The organism is Pseudoxanthomonas putridarboris (assembly GCF_038321125.1).
GTDB classification, from domain to species: Bacteria; Pseudomonadota; Gammaproteobacteria; order Xanthomonadales; family Xanthomonadaceae; genus Pseudoxanthomonas_A; species Pseudoxanthomonas_A putridarboris.
In genome coordinates, this window is record NZ_JBBWWT010000007.1 from 102581 (window position 1) to 121846 (window position 19266).

Sequence of the window (19266 nt, forward strand, 5' to 3'; positions counted from 1 at the left end):
GCGGTGAAGCCGCCGTGTCAGCCCTTGCTGGTCCAGGTGTCGCGCAGGGTCACGCTGCGGTTGAACACCGGGCGCTCCCCGGTATGGTCGTAGCGGTCGGCGACGAAGTAGCCGATGCGTTCGAACTGGAACGACTGCTCCGGCGCGGCGGCCGCGGCGGCGGGTTCGACGTAGCCGGCGACGATGCGGCGCGATGCCGGGTTCAGATGGTCGCGGTAGGTCCTGCCTTCCGATTCGTCGTCCGGGTCGGCCACGGTGAACAGGCGGTCGTAGAGGCGGATCTCCGCTTCCACCGCGTGCCTGGCGCTGACCCAGTGGATGGTGCCCTTGATCTTGCGCTCGGCGCCGGCCATGCCGGGGCGCGATTCGGGGTCCAGCCAGCCGCGCAGTTCGACGATCTCGCCGGCGTCGTTCCTGATCACCTCGTCGCAGCGCACGATGCCGGCGCCGCGCAGGCGCACCTCGCCACCGGGAATCAGGCGCTTGAAGCCCTTCGGCGGCACTTCGGCGAAGTCCTCGCGTTCGATCCACAGTTCGCGCGCGAACGGCACGCTGCGCTTGCCGAAACCCTCGTCCTTCGGGTGGTTGGAGAACGCCAGCGTCTCCTCGTGGTCTTCCGGCAGGTTCGCCAGCACCAGCTTCAGCGGGTCGATCACCGCCATGCGGCGCGGCGCGGCCGCGTCCAGGTCCTCGCGCAGCGCGCCTTCCAGCACGCTGAAGTCGATCAGCGAATTCTGCTTGCTGATGCCCACGCGCTCGGCGAACAGGCGCATCGCCGCCGGCGTGTAGCCGCGCCGGCGCAGGCCCTGCAGGGTCGGCATGCGCGGATCGTCCCAGCCGTCCACCAGTCCTTCGCCGACCAGCGCCATCAGCTTGCGCTTGCTCATCACCGTATAGTTGATGTTGAGCCGCGAGAATTCGATCTGGCGCGGCTTGGCCGCTTCCTTCGGCAGGCCCTTGTCCAGCAGCGGCTGCAGCAGTTCCGCATGGCCGCCCAGGTCCACGTTGTCCACGCACCAGTCGTACAGCGGGCGGTGGTCCTCGAACTCCAGCGTGCACAACGAATGGGTGATGCCTTCCACCGCATCGCCCAGGGAATGAGCGAAGTCGTACATCGGGTAGATCGGCCAGGCGTCGCCGGTGTTCTGGTGTTCGACATGCTTGATCCGGTACAGCGCCGGGTCGCGCAGGTTGATGTTGCCGCTGGCCATGTCGATCCTGGCGCGCAGCGTGCGCGCGCCGTCCGCGAACTCGCCCGCGCGCATGCGCCGGAACAGGTCCAGGTTCTCCTCGACGCTGCGGTCGCGCCAGGGCGAATTGCGGCCCGGCTCGGTCAGGGTGCCGCGGTACTGGCGCACTTCCTCGGCGCTGAGGTCGCAGACGAAGGCCTTGCCGTCGCGGATCAGCTTCTCGGCGGCCAGGTAGTAGACCTCAAAGTAATCCGAGGCGTGGCGCAGCGAATTCCATTCGAAACCCAGCCAGCGCACGTCGTCCTGGATGGCGGCGACGTACTCGGGGTCCTCCTTGGCCGGGTTGGTGTCGTCGAAGCGCAGGTTGCAGACGCCGCCGAACTCGCCGGCGATGCCGAAGTTCAGGCAGATCGCCTTGGCGTGGCCGATGTGCAGGTAGCCGTTGGGCTCGGGCGGGAACCGGGTCTTGACGGCGCGATGCTTGCCGCTGGCCAGGTCGTCTCGGACGATCTGGCGGATGAAGTCCCGCTTCTCGGGCGTGGTGTCTTCCGGAAGGGCGTCGGGGGCGGAGGCGGCGTCGGACATCGGGGGCAGGGGCTGGCGTGGCAAACCGCAAGTTTAGCCGGTCCGGCCGCCGGGCTGGTCCATCCTGAACGCCCGTCGCGCGCGCCCGACCCTGCATGGGCCGTCCCGTCCCGGTCATCGGCAACTAAGGACTGCTCGTTCCTTTCGCTGCGGCACTGGGGGTGGAGTCAGACGAAATCCGCCTGCTGCCGTGACACCGACGCCTTCGCGCCGCCGATGCGGTGGAGCCTGAATCGGTACCGGATAGGGAAAAGCCGCGCCAGTCGCCGCGAACCGCCGCGGGTGTAACCTGCCGGCAAAGGAGAAGCCCATGCGCGTTGCCTACCTGGCCGACAACCTGTTCGATGCCCATCTGGTGAAACATGCGCTGGAAGATGCGGGCCTGCCCGCGTTCGTGTTCGGCGAATCGCTGCTGGGCGGCATGGGCGAGTTGCCGCTGTTCGGCGTGCTGCGGGTCTGCGTGCCGGACACGGCGTTCCCCGAGGCACGCGATGTGGTGCAGGCCCTGGGGCTGGAATCCCCGGCCGACGGCCCCATCTTGGAAGGCGACGGCGAAGGCCTGGGCATCCTGCCCGCCTGATGGCCGCATCCCAACCGGAACGAGGTTCGCCATGCTGGGTATTGGTGCGTACAAGCAGCGCATGCCGCGCGCGGAGGACATGCTGCCGGGCCGCGATGCGCCGCTGCCGCTGCACAACGTGCATTTCGTCAACGGGAATCCGCTGCGGGACGACCCCGGATCGGGGTCCGGGGCAAGCTTCGCCGGCCTCCAGCAGGTCGAGTTCGGCCTGGGCTGCTTCTGGGGCGCCGAACGCACGTTCTGGACGCTGCCGGGCGTGTTCACCACCGCGGTGGGTTATGCCGGCGGCGGCACGCCGAACGCGACCTACGAGGAAGTGTGCTCCGGCATGACCGGGCACAACGAAGTCGTGCGCGTGGTCTACGACCCGGCGCAGGTGTCGTTCGACCGGTTGCTGCAGGTGTTCTGGGAGAGCCACGATCCCACCCAGGGCATGCGCCAGGGCAACGACGTCGGCACCCAGTACCGTTCGGGCATCTACTGCCACACGCGGGAGCAGCAGGTCGCCGCGGAAGCCAGCCGCGAGGCATTCCAGCAGCGCCTGCGCGCGGCGGGATATGGCGACATCACCACCGAGATCGTGTACCCGGCATCGCCGTTCTACTACGCCGAGGACTACCACCAGCAATACCTGGCGAAGAATCCGAATGGCTATTGCGGCCTGGGCGGCACCGGCGTCAGCTGCCCGATCGGGCTGGAGGCCTGAACCACCTTTGTAGGAGCGCCCTTGGGCGCGATGCTCTTCGATGATGTTTATGGAGAAAAGCATCGCGCCCAAGGGCGCTCCTACAAGCAAGAAATGTCTCACAGCCGCCAAGAAACGTCTTACAGCCGGGTGATCGCGCAGACGTAGACCACTTCGCAAGCGCCGCCGCCGCTGTCGGTGCGGCTGGTGGAACTGCGCCAGCGCCAGCCATCGCCGGCCTTGGCTTCGACCAGCCAGCCGTCGATGCGCACGCGCTGGTCGGCGCGCACTTCGGCAAGCGCGCGCGCCACCGCGTCGGTGCCGGGGATCATGTGCATGTTGGCGCTGCTGCGCACGATTTCCGCCGGCGGCAACGGTGGCTGGTCGCTCCAGCGGTAGTGGTACCAGCGCCCCGACTGGCTGATGGCCAGCGCGTTGAGCACGTCATCGTCGGACATGCGTTGCCAGCCCAGCGCCAGGTCGGTGGGCGACAGGTCCGCTTCGCGGCCACTGGCATAATCCTTCCGCGACAGCACGCGCGCGTCCACGCTGAAACCGGCCAGCGGCGTCAGCGTGGCGGCACGCAAGGCGAAGGGCGCCAACTGGCCGGGCGCATCGGTCTGCAAGGGCGGATCGCCCGCCGCCACGCGCGGCGGCAGCGGGCATTCCAGGGTCAGGTCGCCGGCGGCGGCGGGCGCCTGCGGTCCCTTGCGGTGGTCGGAGAACCACCAGCCGGCGATGCACGCCAGGATGCCCAGCACCAGCAACGTACGCAGGCTCATCCTTGTCCCCTGTATGGCGGTGTCAGGCCGTCGCGGTTTCCGCCAGCCTCTGCGCGATGGTCTTGCGCAGTTCGACCAGGTCCCTGGCGAAGATCTCGATGCCGGTGGACAGCTTTTCCTTCGCCATCGGGTCGGCCTCGATGGCGGCGGCGAAGCTTTCCGCGGTCACCGGCGCGGCGGTGACCGGCTGCGCCGCGAGGGGCGCCAGCTTGCGCGGCAGGTCGCCGTGGTCCTGGTCCAGTTTCTCCAGCAGGTCGGGCGATATGGTCAGGCGGTCGCAACCGGCCAGGGCCTCGATCTGCGCGGTGGAGCGGAACGAGGCGCCCATCACCACGGTGGCGGCGCCGCGGCGCTTGAATTCGTCGTAGACGCCGCGCACGAACACCACGCCCGGGTCTTCGTCGATGCTGGCCGGGGTCTGGCCGTTGGCGACGTACCAGTCGAGGATGCGGCCCACGAACGGCGAGATCAGGAACGCGCCGGCTTCGGCGCAGGCGATGGCCTGGGTGGGGTTGAAGATCAGGGTCAGGTTGCAGTCGATGCCTTCGGCTTGCAGTTGGCGCGCGGCTTCGACGCCTTCCCAAGTGGAGGCGACCTTGATCAGGATGCGCTCGCGGCCGATGCCCTGTTCGGCGTACATGGCGACGAACTTGCGGGCCTTGGCCACGGTGGCGGCGGTGTCGTAGGCCAGGTCGGCGTCCACTTCAGTGGAGACGCGGCCGGGGATCAGGCCGGACAGCCTGGCGCCGACGCCGATGGTCAGGCGATCGACGACTTCGTTCACCCACGCTTCGCCGCCGCCCTGCGCGCGCGCCCAGGCCAGTTGTTCCTCGATCAGGTCGGCGTACACCGGCAGGTCCAGGGCTTTCTTCACCAGAGTGGGATTGGTGGTGCAGTCCACGGGCTTGAGGCGCTTGATGGCGTCGTAGTCGCCGGTGTCGGCGACGACGACGGAGAGTTCGCGGAGCTGCTGGAGTTTGCTGGGAGCGGGGGAGTTCATGCGTGGGGGCTCGGACAGGCGGGAATCGAGTGCGCAAGTATGCCTTGTGCGGGCGGGATTTCCCGCCATACGGGGCGGTTTGCAGCGTTTCGCGGATGACTTTGAGCCCCTCTCCCATCGGGAGAGGGGTTGGGGAGAGGGGCGAACGGAGTCTCTTTGTCTTGGTGGACCGGAATGGCGAGAACAAGCACGTAGGGTGCGCCTTGGCGCACCATCCCTCTTCGCTCGACCAGGCGGCTACCTTCGGAAAGGTCTTCTTTCATCGGGCATGGCGCCGCTTGCCGCGGGGGCCCTACTTTTCTTTGCTTGTGCAAAGAAAAGTAGGCAAAAGAAAGCACACCCCGGCGGTCCGCCCGCCACTGCGTGGCGGGTGCGCAGTCCCGGCAGGAATTTTCGTAAGGGCCATCCTGGCCCATACGAAAACGGCGCACATCCTTGTGCGCCGCCCTGCGGGTTGTACCTGCCGGGACTGCCGGACCTAAAGGGGCCCCGACAGCGGGCTTCCGGATGCTGGGGCAGCCTGCTTGTGCTCTTGCTTTCAGGGGCCCCCATTTAGGCGCGGCAAGCGGGCCGGGTTAAACCCGAAGGGCGCCGCCCGGGATGGGCGGCGTTTCCGTATGGCACATGGATGTGCCTTACGGAAATTCCCGGCCCGCTTGCGGACCCGGAGCGCGCAGCGCGCAGGGCGTGCCGCCTGGGGTGTGCTTTCTTTGGTTACTTTCTTTGCACAAGCAAAGAAAGTGACGCCTCGCGGCGAGCGCGCCATGCCGGAAGCGAAAGCAGACCCTTCCGAAGAGTGAACACATTGCGTTCAACGTGAATGAACGCAAGAAGTGAATTCACTTGCCGCCGATACAGGGGCAAGACACAGACAGGCTTCGTTTGCCCCTCTCCCCAACCCCTCTCCCGGTGGGAGGTGGCTTGGATCGTGCATGTCGGTGAGCAGTGGTGCGCCAGGGCGCACCCTACTGGCTGATCCCGGTCACGCGCAGGCGCAGCGGGCGGTTGCCGGGCGCGTGCCAGTCGATGCTCTGGCCGATGGACAGCCCCAGCAGGGCGCTGCCGACCGGCGCCAGGACGGAGACCTGGCCGGTCTCGACGTTGGCCTCGTGGGGATACACCAGGGTCAGGCGATGGTGCTCGCCGGTGAATTCGTCCTCGCATTCCACCCGGGAATGCATCGTCACCACGTTGTCCGGCATCTCGTCCGGCGCGCGCACGTCGGCGCGGTTGAGTTCTTCCATCAGCGCCAGCGCGGCGGGGTGGCGGCGCAGCGCGGGCGTGTCGAGCAAGGCTTCCAGCCGGGACAGGTCGCGGCTGGAGACGGTCAGCGAGGGAGGCAGGCCGCTGGTGCGGGTGTTGTTCATGACGGATTCCTGTGGGTTTTCGTGGACGCAGAAAAGGAAACGGGCGACGCGTCGCCGCGCCGCCCATCGGATTCCAGTTTGCGCGCTTACCGTAGCCGGGAAGCGGAGCCGGTTCAAGCCGCGCGCGGGCGGGGACGTGGCGCGGTCCTGCCTGCGGATCGCAGCCGGACGCCGGGCGCCTCGGGCTCGAACAGGGACTGCGGCAGTTCGCGGAAGACCTTGGCCAGTTCGCCCAGGAATCCGCTCATCGCCGAGCTCTTGCGCCAGACCATGGCGATCTGCCGGCTGGGGTGCGAATCGCTGAAGCCGAGCAGGTGGATGTTCTCCGAACGGGCCACCGGCGGTTTCACCGCCAGCGTCGGCAGCAGGGTGATGCCCACGTCGGCCGCCACCATCTGCCGCAGCGTTTCCAGGCTGGTGGCGCGGAACTCGGATTTCTCGTTGGCGCCCGAGATGCGGCAGATGTCGAGCGCCTGTTCGCGCAGGCAGTGGCCGTCCTCGAGCAGCAGCAGTTTCTGGTCGGACAGTTCGGCCAGCGTCAGCGAATCGCGCTGCGCCAGCGGGTGCGATTCGGGCACCGCCAGCAGGAAGGGCTCCTCGAACAGGAACTCGGTGTGCAACTGGTCGTCCATCACCGGCAGCGCCAGCAGGCCGGCGTCCAGCTTGCCTTCGCGCAGCCGCGAGAGCAGCACGTCGCTCTTCTCCTCGACCAGCAGCAGCTCGAGCTGCGGGAAGCGCGCGCGCAGGCGCGGCACCACGTGCGGCAGCAGGTAGGGGCCGAGGGTGGGGAAGATGCCCAGGCGCACCGTGCCCGCTTCCGGGTCCTGGCTGCGGCGGGCGGCTTCCTTCATCTGTTCGACTTCGGCCACGATGCGGCGCGCGCGGTCGGCCGCATCGCGCCCGGCGGGCGTCAGCATCACCTTGCGCGGCGCGCGTTCGACCAGCGACACCCCCAGTTCGTCTTCCAGCTTTCTGATCTGCGTGGAAAGCGTGGGCTGGCTGACGTAGCACGCTGCCGCGGCGCGGCCGAAATGCTTGTGGTCGGCCAGCGCCACCAGGTACTTCAGATCGCGCAGGTTCATCGTGGGACCCCTCCCGACGTACGAAGGCCGTCCGGTTCAGCCGGACAGCCTGCAATGTGCCACGGATTCGCGTGGATGGTCGCGGACGACGCGATGGCGCGCACTATCCGCGGACATCCGTGCGGGCCAGCGGCCGAAAACGCGCCGTACCGCCACCCCGGGCTCAGGCCGCCACCGCGTCCGCCACTTCCACCGGCGCCGACGTGCGGATCAGGTGGTCGAAGGCGCTCAGCGCGGCCTTGGAGCCTTCGCCCATGGCGATGACGATCTGCTTGTACGGCACCGTGGTGGCGTCGCCGGCGGCGAACACGCCGGGCACCGAGGTACGGCCGTGCGCATCGACTTCGATCTCGCCGCGCGGCGACAGCGCCACGCTGCCCTTCAGCCATTCGGTGTTGGGCAGCAGGCCGATCTGCACGAAGATGCCCTCCAGTTCCACCCGGTGGGAATCGCCGCCCTCGCGGTCCTTGTAGACCAGGCCGGTGACCTTGCCGCCGTCGCCCAGCACCTCGGTGGTCTGCGCGCTGGTGACGATGCGCACGTTGGGCAGGCTGCGCAGCTTGCGCTGCAGCACTTCGTCGGCGCGCAGCTTGCCGTCGAACTCCACCAGGGTGACGTGGCTGACGATGCCGGCCAGGTCGATGGCCGCCTCCACGCCGGAGTTGCCGCCGCCGATCACCGCCACGCGCTTGCCCTTGAACAGCGGGCCGTCGCAGTGCGGGCAGTAGGCCACGCCCTTGTTGCGGTATTCGTTCTCGCCGGGCACGTTCATCTGCCGCCAGCGGGCGCCGGTGGACAGGATCACCGTCTTCGCCTTCAGCGTGGCGCCGTTGGCCAGTTGCACCTCGACGAATTCCTTGCCCGGCACCAGCTTCTCCGCGCGCTGCAGGTTCATCACGTCGACCTGGTAGTCCTTGACGTGCTGTTCCAGCGCCGCGGCCAGCTTGGGGCCTTCGGTGTAGGGCACGGAGATGAAGTTCTCGATGGCCATGGTGTCCAGCACCTGGCCGCCGAAGCGCTCGGCCGCCACGCCGGTGCGGATGCCCTTGCGCGCGGCATAGATCGCCGCCGCCGCGCCGGCGGGGCCGCCGCCGACCACCAGCACGTCGTAGGGCGCCCTGGCCTTGATCTTCTCGGCTTCGCGCGCGATGGAATTGGTGTCCAGCTTGGCGACGATCTCTTCCACGCCCATGCGGCCGGCGCCGAAGACTTCGCCGTTGAGGAAGACCGTCGGCACCGACATCACCTGGCGCTGCTCGACTTCCGACTGGAACAGCGCGCCGTCGATGGCGACGTGCTTGATGTTGGGGTTCAGCACGGCCATCAGGTTCAGCGCCTGCACCACGTCCGGGCAGTTCTGGCAGGACAGCGAGAAATAGGTCTCGAACGCGTAATCGCCGTCGAGCGATGCGATCTGCTCGATCACGTCCTGCGCCAGCTTGGAGGGGTGGCCGCCCACCTGCAGCAGCGCCAGCACCAGCGAGGTGAACTCGTGCCCCATCGGCAGGCCGGCGAAGGTCAGGTGAATGTCCTGGCCGGGCGAGGCGAGCGAGAACGAAGGCGTGCGTTCGCCGCCGCGTTGTTCGGTGACGCTGATCTTGTCCGACACGTCCTGCAGATCCTTCAGCAGCGCCTGCAGTTCGGCAGAACTGTCGCTGTCGTCCAACCGGGCGGTGATGTGGATGGGGCGCACGGCCTTTTCCATGTAGGCCTTCAGTTGCGTCTTGAGGTTGGCGTCCAACATGGGAACGGCTCCGTGGATGGCGTGGGGGAGGGGGGGCGCTTGCAGAAGCGGCCTGTGCCGGGAGAGAGAGAGTGCCGGCGGGGAGGGGAACCGGTAGCGGCACAAGCCGCTGCTGCAAACGCCTTGCGGTGTCCTGGCCAGTCTCCGGGCGCGCTGCGCGCCCGGAGATGGCGGATTGCGGTGTTGCTTGATGCGTGTCGCGTGTGTCCGCTCGGGGCGGACAGGGATTGCTCAGATCTTGCCGACCAGGTCCAGCGAGGGGGCGATGGTCTGGGCGCCTTCCTTCCACTTGGCCGGGCAGACCTGGCCGGGGTTGGCGGCGACGAACTGGGCGGCCTTCAGCTTGCGCAGGGTCTCGGACACGTCGCGGGCGATGGCGTTGTCGTGGATCTCGAGGGTTTTGATGACGCCTTCCGGATTGATGATGAAGGTGCCGCGCAGGGCCAGGCCTTCCTCGTCGATGTGCACGTCGAACGCGCGGGTCAGCTGGTGGGTCGGATCGCCGACCAGCGGGAACTGGGCCTTGCCCACCGCCGGGGAGGTCTCGTGCCACACCTTGTGCGAGAAGTGCGTGTCGGTGGTGACGATGTAGACCTCGGCGCCGGCCTTCTGGAACTCGGCGTAGTTGTCGGCGGCGTCTTCCACTTCCGTCGGGCAGTTGAAGGTGAACGCGGCCGGCATGAACACCACCACGGACCACTTGCCCTTCAGGCTGGCGTCGGTGACTTCGATGAACTCGCCGTTGTGGAAGGCGGTCGCCTTGAACGGCTTGACTTGCGTGTTGATCAGGGACATCGGTGATCCTCGTAGTGGAGTGGGTGTGGTGAAACGATGGCGCCATGGTAGGCAGGGTCTATTGATATTTCAAATCGATTGATGACATTGAATAGATAGTTTCTAACTATCAATGTGATGGGGCCGCTGTCGTTGGCCGCCGCAGACAGTGCCGGATGGGCCAGTGCGGGCCGATGCCGGCCGCCTGCCTGACGGCAAGTTGCGGATCGACAAGGGAAATTCAAGGGCGTGGTCCGCCGTACCGGTGTGGTCGGTCAGGCCAGGGGACGGGGTATTCGGCATATCGCGCGCTGCCGGACGAGTCGGGCCGGGCCAGCGGATGGTCGTGCGGCACCATCCGCCGCCTCCATACGCCATAGGGCGTGATGATGGTGCGCTGCCGCAGTCCAGCGGCGGAAAGGGCCGGCCCGGGTACCATGAGGCCGATGACTTTTCCCCTACCGCTCCGGCTGGACGCGGCGGTACGCCATGGCGCGGCCCGGCTCGCCGGCCCCGAGGCCCGCCACGAGGCCGAACACCTGCTGCTGCACGCGCTGGGCCGCGACCGCGCGTGGCTGTTCGCGCATGGCACCGACCCGATGACGACGGACCAGGCGGTCGCCTTCGAGGCCTTGCTGGCCCGTCGCGCGGCGGGCGAACCGGTCGCCTACCTGGTCGGCCGACGCGGCTTCTGGACGCTGGACCTGCGGGTCACACCGGCCACGCTGATCCCGCGCCCGGAGACCGAACGGCTGGTGGAGCTTGCGCTGGAGCGGCTTCCCGGCGACGCGCCGCTGCGGGTCGCCGACCTGGGTACCGGCAGCGGCGCCATCGCCCTGGCCATCGCCAGCGAACGCCCGCGGGCGCGCGTCGTCGCCACCGACACGAGCGACGACGCGTTGCGGGTGGCGCACGACAACGCGGCCGCGCACGGCCTGGCCAACGTCGAGTTCCGCCGCGGCAGCTGGCTGGCGCCGCTGTCCGGCGAGCGCTTCCACCTGATCGCCAGCAACCCGCCCTACATCGCCGAAGGCGATCCGCACCTGGGGCAGGGCGATTTGCGCTTCGAGCCAGCCGGCGCGCTGGCCTCCGGCACCGATGGGCTGGCGGCGATCCGCGAGATCGTCGCCGCTGCACCGCGATGCCTGCGTGCCGGCGGCTGGGTGCTGCTGGAACACGGCTGGGAGCAGGGCGAATCCATCCGCGCATTGCTGCGGCAGGCGGGCTTCATGGACGTGGACACCGCGCAGGACCTGGAACACCGCGACCGTGTCACGCTGGGCCGCCTGCCGTAGGAGCGCCCCATGGGCGCGATGCTCCTGGATCCCCACGGAAAGCATCGCGGGCATGGCCCGCTCCTACCCGCACCGGCACCATGCAGGAGCACCCCTGGGCGCGATGCTCTTGGATCCGTCGCGGAAAAGCATCGCGCCCATGGGGCGCTCCTGCGTGCATGCACGGCAGGGTCATGGTCTGCGGCTAAACTAGCCGTCTTTACGCCATAGGACACCTTGCCCATGCGCACGCTGTATCCCGACATCGCGCCGTTCGACACCGGCACGCTGAAGGTCGACGATCGCCACACGCTGTACTACGAACAGTGCGGCAACCCCGACGGCAAGCCGGTGGTGCTGCTGCACGGCGGCCCCGGCGCCGGTTGCAGCCCCAAGATGCGGCGCTTCCACGACCCGGCCAGGTACCGCATCGTGCTGTTCGACCAGCGCGGCTCCGGCCGTTCCACGCCGCACGCCGACCTGGTGGACAACACCACCTGGGACCTGGTGGCCGACATCGAGAAGCTGCGCGAAAAGCTGGGCCTCCCGAAGTGGCAGGTGTTCGGCGGCAGCTGGGGTTCCACACTGGCGCTGGCCTACGCCGAAACGCATCCCGAGCGCGTCGCCGAACTGGTGCTGCGCGGCATCTTCATGCTGCGCCGCTGGGAACTGGAATGGTTCTACCAGGAAGGCGCCAGCCGCCTGTTCCCCGATGCGTGGGAGCACTACCTGGCCGCGATCCCGCCGGTGGAACGCCACGACCTGATCTCCGCCTTCCACCGCCGCCTGACCTCGGACAACGCCGAGGTGCGGCTGGCCGCAGCGCGCGCGTGGAGCGTGTGGGAAGGCGCCACCAGCTTCCTGCACGTGGACAAGGATTTCGTCAGCGGGCACGAGGACGCCGAGTTCGCGCTGGCGTTCGCGCGCATCGAGAACCACTACTTCGTCAACGGCGGTTTCTTCGAAGTCGAGGACCAGTTGCTGCGCGACGCCGGCCGCATCGCCGATATCCCCGGCGTGATCGTGCATGGCCGCTACGACGTGGTCTGCCCGGTCGCCAATGCATGGCAACTGCACAAGGCCTGGCCGAAGTCGACACTGGAAATCACCCCGGCGTCGGGCCATTCCGCGTTCGAGGCGGAGAACATCGACGCACTGGTGCGCGCGACGGACGCGTTCGCCTGATTCCGCCCCGCGGGGGCATCCATGCGATGGCGCGAGCCGCGGCACGTTTCCTCCCGCAATCCGTGTTCCACCGCAACCGGAGACCATGATGGACCTTGAACGCAAGCATGCGGGCGAGTTCGACCCGCGCGTGCTGGACCTGTACGACGACTACGTGCATGGACGCATCGACCGGCGCGGTTTCCTGTCGGGCGCGGCCCGCTTCGCGGTGGGCGGCACGACGGCGGCGGCATTGCTGGGCGCACTGACGCCGCGGTACGCCTTCGCCACCCAGGTGGCACCGGACGATCCGCGCATCACGACGGCGTACCGCGCTTTCCCTTCGCCGCAGGGGCATGGCGAGGGCCGCGGTCTGTTGGCCATGCCGAAGGGCGGGGACCGGCATCCGGCGGTGCTGGTGATCCACGAGAACCGCGGCCTGAATCCCTACGTCGAGGACGTGGCCCGCCGCCTGGCGGTGGCCGGCTTCGTCGCGTTCGCGCCGGACGCGCTGTACCCCGTGGGCGGCTATCCCGGCAACGACGACGAAGGCCGCGCATTGCAGGCCGAGCTCGACCGGGCGAAGGTGGTGGCCGATTTCGAGGCCGCCGCGCGCTTCACCCGCGACCTGCCGGGCGGCAACGGCAGGCTGGGCGTGGTGGGGTTCTGCTTCGGCGGCCTGCTGACCAACCTGCTGGCCTCGCGCCTGCCGGACATCGTGGACGCCGGCGTGCCCTACTACGGAGGCCAACCCACGGCCGAGGAAGCCGCCCGCATCCGCGCGCCGCTGCTGTTGCAGTTCGCCGAACTGGACACGCGCGTCAACGAAGGCTGGCCCGCCTACGAACAGGCGCTGAAGCAGGCCGGCGTGGCGCATGTCGCGTACTTCTATCCCGGCGTGAACCACGGGTTCCACAACGACACCACGCCGCGCTACGACCAGGCCGCCGCCGAACTGTCCTGGCAGCGCACCCTGGATTTTTTCCGCCAGCACCTGCAATAACCCCGCCCCTCCCGCTTCCCGTGGGAGCGACGTGAGTCGCGACCGCAAAACAGAACGCAAGCCACGGATCACGCGGATGAACGCGGATAAAGCCTTTCGTGCCTTATCCGTGGCAATCCGCGTGATCCGTGGTTTCCTTGCTTTCACGGGTTTCGGTCGCGACTCGCGTCGCTCCCACAACGGGAGATCAGGTGCGCGGTGTGCCGTCCAGGTCGTGGTCGATCATCCACAGGCCGGCCCAGAGCTTGGCGTCCAGTTCGTAGCCTTCGTTGATCTTCTGCACCAGCCAGGCGGCGGCCTGCGTGCGCGGCACCTCGTGCACGGTGATGTCCTCGTCGCCGTCGCCGCCGCCTTCGCCGACCTTGGTCAAGCCGGTGGCGCGCACGAAGGCGATCTTCTCGCTGCTGCTGCCCGATGAGGTGGGGCCGATCATCAGCACTTCGGCATGTTCCGCCGTCCAGCCGGTTTCCTCTTCCAGCTCGCGGATCGCCGAGACCTCGATGGATTCGCCGGCATGGATGTCGCCTACCAGTCCGGCCGGCATCTCGATGGTGTTCGCCTGCAGCGGCACGCGGAACTGCTCCACGAACACTACCTTGTCCTCGGGCGTCACCGCGATGATGATCGCGGCCAGTCCGCCGGCGTGCACGCGCTCGGCGTATTCCCACGTGCCGCGCACCACCATGCGCTGGTACTTGCCTTCGTAGACGATGCGGGGCTGGGCGGTGCGTTTCGGGTACGGTGCGTCGGTCATGGTCCCGATGCTAGCGGTTGGACGTGACGTTTTACAGGCGCGTGCGCGACGGCCTCAGTAGCCGGGTTCTTCCAGCCCCGCCGCCACGCGCAACCGGCGCCGCGTCATCGGACCGAAGCGCAGGGCGTCGGACAGGGCGTTGAGGGTGCCGGGATCGGCGCTGGCGCGGGTGTAGCCGGGTTCGATCCCGTCCAGCGGGGCATCCAGCGCGATGGTGGTGAGCTGGCGCCACAGCAGCGCGTGTTCGCGCTGCTCGCGCAGCCGCAGGCCCAGGGTGGCCGCGCCGCGCAGGCGCAGGAACGGCACCTCGTCCACGCGCGCCAGCAAGGTGTCCAGGTCGCCGAAATGGGCCAGCAACACCGCGGCGGACTTCGCGCCGATGCCGGTGACGCCGGGGATGTTGTCCACCGCGTCGCCGGTCAGCGCCAGGTAGTCGGCGATCTGCCGCGCCTCCACGCCATGGCGCGCCTTCACCCCGTTCATGCCCCAGCGCTGGCCGCGGGCGAAATCCCATTGTTCGTCGTGGTCCATCAGCAGCTGCGAAAGGTCCTTGTCGGCCGAGACGATCACGCCGCGGAAGCCGTCCGGCCGCGCGCCGTGCAGCGCGCTGCCGATCAGGTCGTCGGCTTCGTATTCGCCGTGCGCCAGCACGTTGAGGCCCAGCGCCGCGCACAGCGCCTTGCAATGGGTGAACTGGCGGCGCAGTTCCTCCGGCGCCGGATCGCGGTTGGCCTTGTAGGCGGGATACAGGCGGTTGCGGAAGCAACTGTCCAGCGCTTCGTCGAAGGCGATGGCGATGTGCTGGGGGCGTTCCTTCTCCAGCAGCTCCAGCAGGAAGCGGGCGAAGCCGTGCACCGCGTTGGTCGGCCAGCCGTCCGCATCCTGGAACTCGTCCGGCATCGAGTGCCACGCACGGAACACGTACAGGCTGGCGTCGACGAGGTAGAGGGGCTTCATCGGGGCATCGGCTACGCGCGGTCGCCGGTCCAGTCGCTCAGCAGCGTGGCGGGGTCGGGGCGCTCGCGTTCGGGCACTTCCAGCAGCGGCGTGCCGATGTGGATGAAACCGGCGACCTTTTCGTTGGCGTCCAGCCCCAGCGTGCGCGCGATGGCGTCGTCGTAGGCCATCCAGCCGGTCAACCACTGCGCGCCGAAGCCCAGCGCCTGCGCGGCCTGCAGCAGCGCGAAGCAGACGCTGCCGGCGGTCAGCAGCTGTTCCTGTTCCGGCACCTTGTGGCCGGGCGTCAGCCGCGCCACCACGGTGACGATCAGCGGCGCATGCGAGAAGCGGGCGCGGTCCTTCTCGATGGCGGCCGGCGGCGCACCCGGGTCGAGATGCAAGGTGCGTGCCGCAAGCGCTTCGCCCAGCGCATGGCGGGCGTCGCCGCTGATGCGGATGAAGCGGAACGGCACCAGCTTGCCGTGGTCCGGCACGCGCACGGCCGAGGCCAGCATGCGCTGCAGGGTGGCGGGGTCGGGGCCGGGTTCGCCCAGCTGCCTGGAGGGGACCGAACGGCGGGCGTCGAGGAACTGCAGGGGGGTTGGAAGCGACATGGATCAAGTTTACCGTGTCGCATCGTATTGCACGGCACCAAAGTGCAGAGGCCATCACGGTTGCCCCGTAGGTGGATTTCCTACGATGGCGTGGCGGATACTCTCCGCGTCCCCCGAACTCCTTTCGCCTGCCAAGGCGGGGAACCTTGCGCATGTCGAACGCCCCCAACCTCGCCAACCGCCCCGGGCGGGACGCACGCCTGCTCGAGCAGGCACGCGATGCGGCCATCCCGCCGCTGGTCGATGGCTTCGCCGTGGCGTTGGGCCGCTTCGACGATGCCCTGTTCGACCGCGCCGAGCGCGCCGGTCCCTCGCAGATGGCCTTCCTCGACGCGATGCGCGAACTGCGCCGCCGCCGCGAGGAGATCATCGCCCGCTTCCGCGCCCAGTTGCTGCAGGCGTGGCAGTCGCTGGAGGACGGCGAACCGATCTCGATGGAAAACGTGCTGGCGCATACCCGCGAAGACACCCTGAGCCTGGTGTCGGAGCAGGAACTGGAATCCCGCCTGGCCGCGCGCAACCTGGCCAGCGTGATCCTGCGCGAATGCAAGCCGGTGCTGCTGCGGCTGGACCGCCGGCTGGGCTGGATCGCCGGCAACCTGGTGCTGGACGCCGAGCACAGCCCGATCGGGCCCGAGCACATCGGCGTGGCCGTGCAGCAGGCCTTCGCCACCTGCGACCTGGCGTCGGAAGTCCGGCTGGTCGTCATCAAGCTGTGCGAACGCGATTTCGTGCCGGGCATCGCCCGCGTCTACGAAGCGCTGGACCAGCGCCTGGCGCAGGCTGGCGTGATGCCCGAGATGCCGGCGCGCCGCGCCCAGCGGCAGCCGGCGCAGGCGCCGCTGGAAGAAGAAGCGGACGAGCTGGACCAGGCGGACGAGTTGGGCGCCCCGGCGTGGGCGGCCCGTTTCGTCAACCGCATGGCCGGCGTCAGTCGCGGATTGCAGGCGACCTCCGGCGGCCCGCCGCAGATGGCGGGTTTCGGCGACGTGCCGCCCGGCTATTCCCCCGCGCCCGGCGCGCAGGGTGTCCTGCTGGAAGCGTTGCACCACCTGCTGCAGGAATCCCGCCGCGGGCGCGAGCCCGCACCTGAAGAAGCGCCCCGTCCCGCCGCGCACGGGCAGCGCGATCTTTCCCAGCGCGAAATGCTGTCGGTGCTGTCGCTGCTGCAGGCCTCGCCGAGCGCCACGCTGCGCGCGGCCATCGGGGACAACGGCGAGTCGCTGGCGCAGCGCCTGAAGAACGAAGTGCTCAGCAACGCCACCCAGTTGGGCGTGGACCCCTCGACCGCGCGGCTGGCGCCGGTGGACGAGGACGCCATCGACCTGGTCGGCATGCTGTTCGACGTGATGCTGGACGAGCGCGACCTGGAAGGCCGCCCGCGCGAACTGATCGGCCGCCTGGTGGTGCCGTTCGTGAAAGTGGCGCTGCTGGATCGGCGCATGTTCGTGCAGAAGACCCACCCCGCGCGCCGCCTGCTCAACGTGCTGGCCGAGGCCTGCGAAGGCAACAACGGCGAGAGCGCCGCCGAGCGCACGCTGCTGACCAAGGTCGAGGAAGTGGTGGACCGGCTGGTGGCCGAGTTCAACGAGAACCTCGCCATCTTCCTGACCCTGGAAGAGGAATTCCGCGCCTTCCTGGACCAGCACCGCCGCCGCATCGAGATCGCCGAACGCCGCGCCGCCGAGATCCAGCGCGGCCAGGAACGCCTGGAAGCCGCGCGCGCGCGCATGAACGCCGAACTCGATGCCCGCCTGGCCGACCGCCGGGTGCCGCAGGCCATCGAGGATTTCCTGCGCCAGCCGTGGGCGCACCACGTCACCATGACCGTGCTGCGCGAAGGCGAGGACGGCGGCGGCCTGGCCGAGGCGTTGCTGGTGGCCGACGGCCTGCTTGAGGAACTGTCCGAGGCGCAGCGCCACATCGTCGGCAAGCCGTGGCTGCAGGCCTGGCGCCCGGAACTGCAGAAGGTCTTCTCCAGTGTCGGCATGAACCAGGACGCGGCCAGCGCCGCGGTCGATGCGCTGCACGACACGCTGCAGGCCGTCGCCGCGTCGCGCCCGGACCTGGAAAAGGCGTTGCCGGAACTGCCGCAGGTGGTGCTGCCCAAGCCGGCGGTCGAGGAAGCGAGCATGCCGATGCAGTTGGTGGCCGGCACGGACACGCTGGAATTCGACCACACCGACGCCGATCACTTCCGCAAGCTGGAAATCGGCACCTGGCTGGATTTCATCGACAAGGACAACAAGGTGCAGCCGGGCAAGCTGTCGTGGGTCAGCCCGATCTCCTCGCGCCTGCTGTTCGTCAACCGCCGCGGCGTGCGTTTCTGCGTGGCCTCGCCGGAAGAACTGGCCGCGATGGTGCGGCTGGGCCGCCTGCGCACCCACCAGAGCGAAGACGCCTTCGACAGCGCCATGCAGGGCGTGATCGACCGCCTGGAACCGGCTGCCGCGCCTGCCGCGCGGGTCTGAGGCCGCCCGCCGCCCGGGATCGGCGGCCTTCCTGCATGCCATCCCGCGCGATGCCCACTGCGCCGCGTCGCATTTGCTAGCATCGGCCCACGGATGACCTTAAGACGAGGGGCGCATGGCGGTCGAGGTTCGGGTACTGAAGGAAACGGCGAGCGGCGAGCGCCGCGTGGCGGCCACCCCGGAGACCGTCAGGAAACTGTTGGCGGCCGGCGCTCAGGTCACGGTGGAACGCGGTGCCGGCATCGGCGCGGGTTTCGTGGACCAGGCCTACGCCGATGCGGGCGCGCGGCTGGACGATGGCGATGCGCGTGACGCGGCCGACCTGGTGTTGTGCGTGCAGCCGCCGCCCCCCGCCGATATCGCGCGGCTGAAGCCGGGCGCCACGCTGGTGGGCATGCTGCAGCCGCAGGCGGACGTGGCGCGCGCCGAGGCGTTGCAGGCGCGTTCCATCCAGTCGTTCCCGCTGGAAAAGCTGCCGCGCACCACGCGCGCGCAGGCGATGGACGTGCTGAGTTCGCAGGCGGGCATGGCCGGCTACAAGGCCGTGCTGATCGCCGCGCAGCTGGCGCCGCGTTTCTTCCCGATGCTGACCACCGCCGCCGGCACCATCCGTCCGTCCAAGGTGCTGATCGTCGGCGCCGGCGTCGCCGGCCTGCAGGCCATCGCCACCGCCAGGCGGCTGGGCGCGCAGGTGGAAGGCTTCGACGTGCGCCCGGAAACGCGCGAGCAGATCGAATCGCTGGGCGGCAAGTTCCTCGACCTGGGCGTCAGCGCGGCGGGCGAGGGCGGCTATGCGCGCCAGCTGACCGACGAGGAACGCGCGGTCCAGCAGCAACGGCTGGCCGATCATCTCAAAGGCATCGACGTGATCGTCTGCACCGCGGCCGTTCCCGGCCGACCCGCGCCCAAGATCATTTCGACGGCGATGGCCGAAGGCATGAAGCCCGGCAGCGTGATCGTGGACCTGGCCGCCGAGACCGGCGGCAACTGCGAACTGACCCGGCCCGGCGACACCTTCGATCATGGCGGCGTCACCATCGCCGGCCCGTTGAACCTGGCCAGCCTGGGCGCCGTGCACGCCAGCGAGATGTATGCGCGCAACGTGCTCAACTTCGTCTCGCTGTTCGTCAGGGACGGCGCGCTGCAGTTCGACTGGGACGACGAGCTGCTGGCGAAGACGGTATGGCCGGAGCGGCCTTCAGAAGCGGCACCCGTGACGGAATCCCCGGCGGCGGGAGCGGCGTAGGAACCTGCCCTG

Annotated in this window: 17 protein-coding genes; 7 read left to right on the forward strand and 10 right to left on the reverse strand. The window is 68.8% G+C overall.

The genetic code is table 11. The features are described from left to right. Positions 1–17: 17 nt before the first annotated feature. On the reverse strand, positions 18–1775 hold the full coding sequence (locus AAD027_RS14730) for a glutamine--tRNA ligase/YqeY domain fusion protein (RefSeq protein ID WP_341726782.1): 1758 nt from the start codon (positions 1773–1775) through the stop codon (positions 18–20). 310 nt (positions 1776–2085) lie between these two features. Between AAD027_RS14730 and AAD027_RS14735 the strand changes: the two genes are divergently transcribed. Both AAD027_RS14735 and msrA read left to right on the forward strand, forming a co-directional pair. Further along, a complete protein-coding gene (locus AAD027_RS14735) occupies positions 2086–2355 on the forward strand; it encodes a putative signal transducing protein (protein ID WP_341726783.1) in 270 nt (89 codons plus the stop codon). A gap of 31 nt (positions 2356–2386) precedes the next feature. Further along, positions 2387–3061 (forward strand): peptide-methionine (S)-S-oxide reductase MsrA, encoded by a 675-nt coding sequence (gene msrA / locus AAD027_RS14740; RefSeq protein ID WP_341726784.1) that lies wholly within the window; start codon positions 2387–2389, stop codon positions 3059–3061. Between the two features lie 119 nt (positions 3062–3180). Here the strand turns inward: msrA and AAD027_RS14745 are convergent, their stop codons facing one another. The 6 genes from AAD027_RS14745 to ahpC all read right to left on the reverse strand — a co-directional run bounded on the left by AAD027_RS14745 (position 3181) and on the right by ahpC (position 9810). Next, positions 3181–3822, reverse strand: a complete 642-nt coding sequence (locus tag AAD027_RS14745; protein ID WP_341726785.1) for a hypothetical protein — start codon at positions 3820–3822, stop codon at positions 3181–3183. A 22-nt stretch (positions 3823–3844) separates the two neighbouring features. Next, complete coding sequence (locus AAD027_RS14750) at positions 3845–4822, reverse strand: transaldolase (protein WP_341726786.1); 978 nt, start codon at positions 4820–4822, stop codon at positions 3845–3847. Between the two features lie 965 nt (positions 4823–5787). Next, positions 5788–6189, reverse strand: coding sequence for a nucleoside diphosphate kinase regulator (gene rnk, locus AAD027_RS14755; protein ID WP_341726787.1), 402 nt, complete (start codon positions 6187–6189; stop codon positions 5788–5790). A gap of 113 nt (positions 6190–6302) precedes the next feature. Beyond that, a complete protein-coding gene (gene oxyR, locus AAD027_RS14760) occupies positions 6303–7271 on the reverse strand; it encodes a DNA-binding transcriptional regulator OxyR (RefSeq protein ID WP_341726788.1) in 969 nt (322 codons plus the stop codon). A 163-nt stretch (positions 7272–7434) separates the two neighbouring features. Continuing rightward, positions 7435–9015 carry an alkyl hydroperoxide reductase subunit F gene (gene ahpF, locus AAD027_RS14765; protein ID WP_341726789.1) on the reverse strand — a complete coding sequence of 527 codons (1581 nt, stop codon included), beginning with the start codon at positions 9013–9015 and terminating at the stop codon, positions 7435–7437. A gap of 231 nt (positions 9016–9246) precedes the next feature. Continuing rightward, positions 9247–9810 (reverse strand): alkyl hydroperoxide reductase subunit C, encoded by a 564-nt coding sequence (ahpC, locus tag AAD027_RS14770; RefSeq protein WP_341726790.1) that lies wholly within the window; start codon positions 9808–9810, stop codon positions 9247–9249. 425 nt (positions 9811–10235) lie between these two features. Between ahpC and prmC the strand changes: the two genes are divergently transcribed. From prmC to AAD027_RS14785, 3 genes are all read left to right on the forward strand, one after another. Continuing rightward, positions 10236–11084, forward strand: coding sequence for a peptide chain release factor N(5)-glutamine methyltransferase (gene prmC / locus AAD027_RS14775; RefSeq protein ID WP_341726791.1), 849 nt, complete (start codon positions 10236–10238; stop codon positions 11082–11084). A 222-nt stretch (positions 11085–11306) separates the two neighbouring features. Beyond that, positions 11307–12248, forward strand: a complete 942-nt coding sequence (gene pip / locus AAD027_RS14780; RefSeq protein WP_341726792.1) for a prolyl aminopeptidase — start codon at positions 11307–11309, stop codon at positions 12246–12248. Between the two features lie 88 nt (positions 12249–12336). After that, positions 12337–13230, forward strand: coding sequence for a dienelactone hydrolase family protein (locus tag AAD027_RS14785; RefSeq protein WP_341726793.1), 894 nt, complete (start codon positions 12337–12339; stop codon positions 13228–13230). A 187-nt stretch (positions 13231–13417) separates the two neighbouring features. Here AAD027_RS14785 and AAD027_RS14790 read toward each other — a convergent pair whose 3' ends face one another. Genes AAD027_RS14790 through AAD027_RS14800 form a run of 3 tightly spaced genes read right to left on the reverse strand, consistent with a single transcriptional unit; the run spans position 13418 to position 15537 of the window. After that, positions 13418–13984, reverse strand: coding sequence for an NUDIX hydrolase (locus AAD027_RS14790; protein WP_341726794.1), 567 nt, complete (start codon positions 13982–13984; stop codon positions 13418–13420). Between the two features lie 54 nt (positions 13985–14038). Beyond that, positions 14039–14941, reverse strand: coding sequence for a 5'-3' exonuclease (locus tag AAD027_RS14795; RefSeq protein WP_341726795.1), 903 nt, complete (start codon positions 14939–14941; stop codon positions 14039–14041). 11 nt (positions 14942–14952) lie between these two features. Continuing rightward, complete coding sequence (locus AAD027_RS14800; protein ID WP_341726796.1) at positions 14953–15537, reverse strand: nitroreductase family protein; 585 nt, start codon at positions 15535–15537, stop codon at positions 14953–14955. A 152-nt stretch (positions 15538–15689) separates the two neighbouring features. Here AAD027_RS14800 and AAD027_RS14805 point away from each other — a divergent pair, with 152 nt between their 5' ends. Together AAD027_RS14805 and AAD027_RS14810 are read left to right on the forward strand one after the other, a co-directional pair. Further along, positions 15690–18008 (forward strand): DUF1631 domain-containing protein, encoded by a 2319-nt coding sequence (locus AAD027_RS14805; RefSeq protein WP_341726797.1) that lies wholly within the window; start codon positions 15690–15692, stop codon positions 18006–18008. A gap of 115 nt (positions 18009–18123) precedes the next feature. After that, the gene (locus tag AAD027_RS14810) at positions 18124–19254 is read left to right on the forward strand and encodes an NAD(P) transhydrogenase subunit alpha (RefSeq protein ID WP_341726798.1); all 1131 of its coding nucleotides are present in this window, start codon (positions 18124–18126) and stop codon (positions 19252–19254) included. Positions 19255–19266 lie beyond the last annotated feature (12 nt).